This is a genomic window from Acidiphilium sp., assembly GCF_049977125.1.
Classification (GTDB): Bacteria; Pseudomonadota; Alphaproteobacteria; order Acetobacterales; family Acetobacteraceae; genus Acidiphilium.
The window spans coordinates 1-6,330 of record NZ_JBMFGY010000031.1 but is presented as its reverse complement, the minus strand read 5'-3'; the positions used below and the strand labels follow the sequence as shown (position 1 = coordinate 6,330).

Below are 6,330 nucleotides of genomic sequence, written 5' to 3'. Positions count from 1 at the left end.
ATAGAGTTAGAGCGTTAAGCTGAAAGCATAACGCTCTCGAACCCGTTCACCGTGTTATTTCGCGTATTCATATCCGGCGCGCTGCAAGTAGAGCATGGTGGCAACCACGCCGGGGGTCAGCACGACACCAGGGATCAGATGATTGGTGAATTCGGCCGCGACCTGATGATGCGACAATTTATCCGGATTGACGCCTTTTTTCAGAATTTTGCGAGTCAATTCCCAAATCGCGTTATGACACCCGAGAAACACGACGCCGCGCCGTTGCAGCACCGTCAACGAATTGTCCTCGGGTGAAAACACGCCGCTGGTATCGTTGAAATCCGCCGGATTGGTCGAGGCGGCTTTCGGAATATCGATCAGGGTGTTGCGCGTCATCTTGCCGCCGGTCATCTTCGCAAGCTGATACTTGTCCCACAGGTCCTGATCGAACAGGGCGAGATGCGCGAGGGCATGGGTGATCGAAACCACGATGGCATCGGGTTGCCGATATGAATAGGTCTGCACATTGACGGCGTTGCGCATCAGGTTGAGCCACGGACCGAGCAGGTTGGTATTATCCCACACCTGTTTCACCTCGGATTGATAGGCAATCAATTCCTGGATCGCCTGGGCATCCCAATCATTGGAATCGGTCAGGATCATCGGCACCGTCTTGAAATCGCGCCGACGCGGCGTCTTGGCGAGTCGCGCATGCAACGCCTGCAACGATTTCGCGCCGGGATTGATCAAGCGCAGATCATCAACCGCCGCCCGCGCCGGCGCCGCCGAGATCGCCATCAACCCGGCGGTTCCGGCGGATATCCCAATATTGCGCAGCATGGCGCGCCGCGGTGTCGTGGTGAGGGGAGCGGTTTCGGTCATGATTGATCTTTCAACAGGGATTCTGGATTGCCGGTATCGGTATCGCAACCATCAGACCTTCGGCTGACCGAAGTCCAACGGCTTTCTTGTCAATATTAACCGAGGCAACCAGCGAACAGATGACAATGTTACCCATCATCCCGTGTCGCACATTTCCCCCAGCAACATGATGAAACCTGACGACTGACCCGAATGATCGAAGTCAATCAATGCCGTGATTAATCATGTTGATGGATTGGGTAGCGTTGTTCGCGCAACGGCGCAATCAATTATACAATCGCAATATTATATCGTTCCGATCATTATTTCGGATCGATCATGTCACAGCCAGGTGCTGCAACCATCGGCGACCGGAGCGCCCCCTCATCTGGCGCGCCCCGATCACCGGCCGTATCGGCTCAACCGCCGGTCAATGGCAGGATTCGTGCGCCGACGCCGCGATCGCCTCGAAATCGGCGATGCTCAGATGCACCGGCGTGTAATGCGTCCCGAGTTGATGCATCCACCGGTGAAACGCCCGCAGATGATTGCGTGATCCGCGCTCGAGATCGGCATAGACCGCCAGGATCTCCGGTTTTTCGGTGCGCGATGCCGCAACCCGCAGATCGAAAATATCCAATTCCTCGACCAGCAGACCAATCCGCACCGCCTCCGCCTGGCTTTGCAGCCCCCGCGCGAGCAGATCGTCATGCAACGCCTGAAGTGCCGGATCGTTGAATTTTCCGATCGCCAACCCCTGCGCCGGGTCGGGCAATCCGTGCCGCTCCAGCAGCAGCAGGATCATATCCATATGGGCCTGTTCTGACCCGCTGATATTGCCGAACGGCCGCAGCCCCCAGCGATCATAGAGCTGCAGATAAACATCGCGCGCGATTTTCTCCTCCTCGCGCATCAGCAGCAGGTCCGCGCGTTCATGCTCGGTCAGGGCGCCGGAATCGACGGCGGCAAGCGCCACGCGCGTCTGCTCGACATGAGCGAGCCGATGGGCGCGTTGCGCCATCGGCGGTTCAGTGGGTTGATGGTTCATGGCATCTCTCAAACTAGCGGTGCCGACCGATCGCAGCCCAATGCCACGAGACCTTCCATCGTTGCGAACACGCGTCCGCAACCAAATCAACACCATGCATTAGATATATCTATTTGTATCGAATTTGTCAAGCGCGCCCGCATCGAATCATGCACCGACCATCAAGCTTCGCTACATCTAGTAAATAATCACTGGCCCATACGCAAATATGGTATCAACAACTGCCATCCCCGCTCTTTTACGGTTGCCGAACGTCTCTGGCCGGGTCATAACGAACCCCCAAGACAACTCCCCAACCAGCGAAGCCGGCGATCGAGAGCAGCGCCCTCGCCCGATAAGGAACCAGCATGTCCGCCATCATCACCCCCGCCGTCCCGGTCGACCTCCCGACCCGATTCGACCTTCTCACCGAAAACCCGGTCTACAAGCCCTTCCGCTACCCCTGGGCCTACGAGGCCTGGTTGACCCAGCAGCGCGTCCACTGGCTGCCCGAGGAAGTCCCCCTCGCCGATGACGTGAAGGACTGGCACAAGAACCTGACCGCCGGCGAGCGCAATCTGCTCACCCAGATCTTCCGCTTCTTCACCCAGGCGGATGTCGAGGTGAACAATTGCTACATGAAGCACTACAGCCAGGTCTTCAAACCGACCGAGGTGCTGATGATGCTTTCGGCCTTCTCGAACATCGAAACCATCCACATCGCCGCCTACTCACATCTGCTCGACACTGTGGGCATGCCCGAGATCGAATATTCCGCCTTCATGAAATACAAGGAAATGAAGGACAAATACGATTACATGCACGGCTTCCGGGTCGACAACAAACACGAAATCGCCAAGACCCTCGCAGCGTTCGGCGCCTTCACCGAGGGTCTGCAACTCTTCGCCTCCTTCGCCATCCTGCTGAATTTTCCGCGGTTCAACAAAATGAAGGGCATGGGCCAGATCATCTCCTGGTCGGTGCGCGATGAAAGCCTCCACTGCCTCTCGATCATCCGCCTGTTCCGCACCTTCATCTCGGAAAACCCCGAAATCTGGACCGAGGAGCTGCGCCGCGAGCTCTACCTCACCTGCGCCACCATCGTCGACCATGAAGACGCGTTCATCGACCTCGCCTTCGAATTCGGCGCGATCGAGGGGATCAACGGCGCGGAGGTGAAACAATACATCCGCTTCATCGCCGACCGCCGCCTCCAGCAGCTCGGCCTCAACCCGCTGTTTCACGTTGAAACCAACCCCCTGCCCTGGCTCGACGAAATGCTCAACGCGGTCGAACACGCCAATTTCTTCGAAAACCGGGCCACCGAATACAGCAAGGCCTCCACCACCGGCTCCTGGGAAGACGCCTTCGCCGATTTCGTCTTCACCGCCCCCGAATCACCCCTGATCGCCATCCCCTGATCCCGCCGCCCGATCGCGCGACCCCGAAACCAGCCGTGGTTTCGGGTTTTCCTGATTGCCGAGATCGCTCTTGTCAAATTTGAGATTTCATGCGATGTTAATCAAAGATGAACGTCTAAATAAATAATTCATGTCGTTTTTTGCGGTTTTCATACAACAGTAACGATAAACAAATTGCTTTTTGTCGTTTTCAAACGCGTTTCGGGATAGCTAATTGTTAGGAAACCAGTAAGATAACGACTTGTTCATCTTAGGAATGGAATGCCACCAGTGACAATCGAGGACACAATCGACCACGATACAGCGAAACCGGACAAAGCACAGGCCCGCTACAGCCGTCGCCTGTCCGATAAAATCCTGATCGCGTTTCATCATGCCTGCGATCAGGATGATTATGAAATCGCTGAACAATTGCTGGTCATTCTCGAGCGCATGCTGACAAGGCGCTCCGTCAATGTCGATTCCAATCGTCGCAAGAGCATCGAAAGCCTCGTCGCCGCCCATGAACGTCTCTGGCATCTCCGCCATCCCGAGCAGCGCTACGCCTGATTGTCAGCGCACTAACCTAACATATTGATTCCACGCAACAACGCCCCGAATCCGGGGCGATGATGCCGCGTCGCCCCATGCTGCGCGATCGCCCTGCGGTGGTGCTCCGTGCCGTAACCAGCATTGCGCGCCCAGCCATACTCAGGATAGCGCCGGTCCAGCCGCGCCATCAACCGGTCCCGCGCAAGCTTCGCCGCGATCGACGCCGCCGCGATCGACAGTGAAATCCCATCCCCGCCGATAATCATCGAACACCCCATCCCCAGCCCGGGCGCGATTCGCCCATCCACCAACACATGATCCGGCGCCAGCGGCAACCGCGCCACCGCCCGCCGCATCGCCAGCAGACTCGCCTGGAGAATATTCAGCCGCGTGATCTCCTCGACCGAGGCCGCCCCCAGCGCAATCACCGCCCCCGCGTCGAGCAGCGCCGCCAGCGCCACCGCCCGCCGCGCTGCGGACAATCGTTTAGAATCATCTACTAGCGTGATAATCCTGTCATCCAGATCAAACGGCAGTATCGCCGCCCCCGCCAGCACCGGCCCCGCCAGCGGGCCACGCCCAACCTCATCCACCCCCGCCACCACCCCGCCGATCCGGCGTTCATAACTGAAATCAGGCACGCGGCTCGACCCGCCGCGACCGCCGCACCGGCGCCGCGTTCGCCTCCAGCAGCGCCACCAACCCCGCGATGATCCGCCCCGGCGAGGGCGGGCACCCGGCGATCAACAAATCCACCGCAACCACGCGCTCGGCCCCGCCCAGCACGCTCGGCGCGCCCTTGAACACCCCGCCATCCACCGCACAATCCCCCACCGCCACCACAAACCGCGGGGGCGCCATCGCCGCCAGCGTGCGCGTCACCGCCTCGGCCAGCGCGCGCGTCACCACCCCGGTCACCAGCAGCACATCCGCCGCCCGCGGATCATCGACCAGAGTCACCCCATATCGCGTCAACCCGCCCCGCAGCACCGCGGCCGCCGCGAGCGCAATTTCGCACCCGCCGCAACTCCCGGCATCGACATGCCGCACCGCCAGGCTGCGCCCCAGCAGGGTCGTCCCGGCCTCGCTCAGCCGCGCCGCCAGCGAACTCACCGTCACCTCATCCATCGATCGCACTCACCGACAGGCCGAAACACGCAATCACCATCGCCGCCGCCTCGAACTCCAACCCGACCACCACCGCCTCCAGCACCGCCAGCAACCGCGCCGAGGCATCGATGGCGCAGCAATCGCGGATCTGCCCATCCGCCAGATCGAGCCAGTGATGCACCAGACCGCGCGCACTCTCCGCCACCCCCAGCCCCATCCCGCTCGCCGCCGGCAGCGCCTGAGCAATGATCCCCTCCGGTAGCGCCGCCAATCCCTGCCGCGCCACGCGCCCCATCGCCCGCACCGCGCGCGCGCGCGCCTGCGCCATCCCGGCCGCCGCCGCCAGATCCCGCCGCACCCGCGCCCAGAACACCGCCCGCACCACCATGCCGGCCCGATCCAGCGCCGCAACCAGCGCCGGCACCGCCGCGCTGCGCACATCCACCGCCAGCCCGCCCGGTACCACGACATCCATCATCAGCCGATGCCCGAACACCTCGCCCACCGCCCCGGCCACCTGCTCGCGCGCCTGGCCCAGCAGCGCCGCAAACCGCGCATCCCCGCCCAACCCCACCGCCGCCGACAAGGCGGCCAAATCCCCCGTCACCCGTTCAATCGCCAGCATCACCGCCCGCACCGCCGCCGCCCGCGGCGGTGCCGCCACGCCGCTCGCCGCCTCGGCGGCACGCGCGAAGGCCACGGCATGCGCCACCGTCGCATCCCCGGCGATCCGCGCCGCGAACCGCGCCGCCGCGCGGGGCGATTTGCCGCGCATCAACCCGGCGATGCCCCGGTGCGCATAGCCCAACCGATGCTCCAACCGCGTCACTACCCCGCCATCGAGGCTGAATCGCCGATGCACCGGCGCCGCGATCACCCCGGCCACCGGCCCCTGCCCGATCTGAAACCCGCCCTCGCCCGCCGTCTCGATGAAGCGCGGCCAGGCCGCATCGCTCCCTGCCGCCCCCTGCGCGATCGCCGGCCGCCGATCCTCCGCCTCCAGCGCCACCGCCCCGGTCAAATCCCGCGCCAACCGCTCGAACCACGCCGCCATCGGAAACCCCGCCGCGATCGATGGATAGGCCGAATCCGCCAGATCGGTTGCCACCAGCAGCGTCCCGGCCGCTGCCCCGAACAACGCGTAAACCCGCGCCCCCGACACGAACAGCCCGTAAAAATGCAGCGCCGCCTCCCCCCGCGCCAGCATCCGCCAGGTCCCGGCATCGATCAGCCGCACCGGCCCCTCCGCCGGCGCCGCGACCAGAAGCTCCAGCAACCCCCCGCTTCCCGCCAAGCCGCCTCCCGCCAAGCCGCCTCCCGCCGCCCCGCTCACGTCAACCCCGCTCACGTCAGCCCCGCGATCAGCCCCGGCATCACGCCCAGCAGCAGCGCCGCCGC

At 62.7% G+C, this 6,330-nt stretch carries 7 protein-coding genes; 2 read left to right on the top strand and 5 right to left on the bottom strand.

The features are described from left to right. Positions 1 to 54: 54 nt before the first annotated feature. Both ACP5E6_RS07195 and ACP5E6_RS07190 read right to left on the bottom strand, forming a co-directional pair. A complete protein-coding gene (locus ACP5E6_RS07195; protein WP_427953278.1) occupies positions 55 to 864 on the bottom strand; it encodes a transcriptional initiation protein Tat in 810 nt (269 codons plus the stop codon). A gap of 409 nt (positions 865 to 1,273) precedes the next feature. Next, a complete protein-coding gene (locus tag ACP5E6_RS07190; RefSeq protein WP_427953276.1) occupies positions 1,274 to 1,891 on the bottom strand; it encodes a DUF2202 domain-containing protein in 618 nt (205 codons plus the stop codon). Positions 1,892 to 2,238: 347 nt separating this feature from the next. Here ACP5E6_RS07190 and ACP5E6_RS07185 point away from each other — a divergent pair, with 347 nt between their 5' ends. Both ACP5E6_RS07185 and ACP5E6_RS07180 read left to right on the top strand, forming a co-directional pair. After that, complete coding sequence (locus tag ACP5E6_RS07185) at positions 2,239 to 3,291, top strand: ribonucleotide-diphosphate reductase subunit beta (RefSeq protein WP_427953274.1); 1,053 nt, start codon at positions 2,239 to 2,241, stop codon at positions 3,289 to 3,291. 261 nt (positions 3,292 to 3,552) lie between these two features. After that, positions 3,553 to 3,840 carry a hypothetical protein gene (locus tag ACP5E6_RS07180; RefSeq protein ID WP_427953272.1) on the top strand — a complete coding sequence of 96 codons (288 nt, stop codon included), beginning with the start codon at positions 3,553 to 3,555 and terminating at the stop codon, positions 3,838 to 3,840. Positions 3,841 to 3,851: 11 nt separating this feature from the next. Here the strand turns inward: ACP5E6_RS07180 and ACP5E6_RS07175 are convergent, their stop codons facing one another. From ACP5E6_RS07175 to ACP5E6_RS07165, 3 genes are all read right to left on the bottom strand, one after another. Then, positions 3,852 to 4,463 (bottom strand): ribonuclease HII, encoded by a 612-nt coding sequence (locus ACP5E6_RS07175; protein WP_427953271.1) that lies wholly within the window; start codon positions 4,461 to 4,463, stop codon positions 3,852 to 3,854. After that, positions 4,456 to 4,950, bottom strand: coding sequence for an NADH-quinone oxidoreductase subunit B family protein (locus tag ACP5E6_RS07170; protein WP_427953269.1), 495 nt, complete (start codon positions 4,948 to 4,950; stop codon positions 4,456 to 4,458). Before ACP5E6_RS07170 ends, ACP5E6_RS07175 begins: the two co-directional genes overlap by 8 nt. After that, on the bottom strand, positions 4,943 to 6,330 hold a 1,388-nt coding region (locus ACP5E6_RS07165), incomplete at its 5' end, for a nickel-dependent hydrogenase large subunit (RefSeq protein ID WP_427953267.1). The genes ACP5E6_RS07165 and ACP5E6_RS07170, both read right to left, overlap by 8 nt.

Bases quoted from the DNA above. Each gene is read 5' to 3' on its own strand.
- ACP5E6_RS07180 (WP_427953272.1), top strand. From the start codon at position 3,553: ATGCCACCAGTGACAATCGAGGACACAATCGACCACGATACAGCGAAA.
- ACP5E6_RS07195 (WP_427953278.1), bottom strand. From the start codon at position 864: ATGACCGAAACCGCTCCCCTCACCACGACACCGCGGCGCGCCATGCTG.
- ACP5E6_RS07170 (WP_427953269.1), bottom strand. From the start codon at position 4,950: ATGGATGAGGTGACGGTGAGTTCGCTGGCGGCGCGGCTGAGCGAGGCC.
- ACP5E6_RS07185 (WP_427953274.1), top strand. From the start codon at position 2,239: ATGTCCGCCATCATCACCCCCGCCGTCCCGGTCGACCTCCCGACCCGA.
- ACP5E6_RS07190 (WP_427953276.1), bottom strand. From the start codon at position 1,891: ATGAACCATCAACCCACTGAACCGCCGATGGCGCAACGCGCCCATCGG.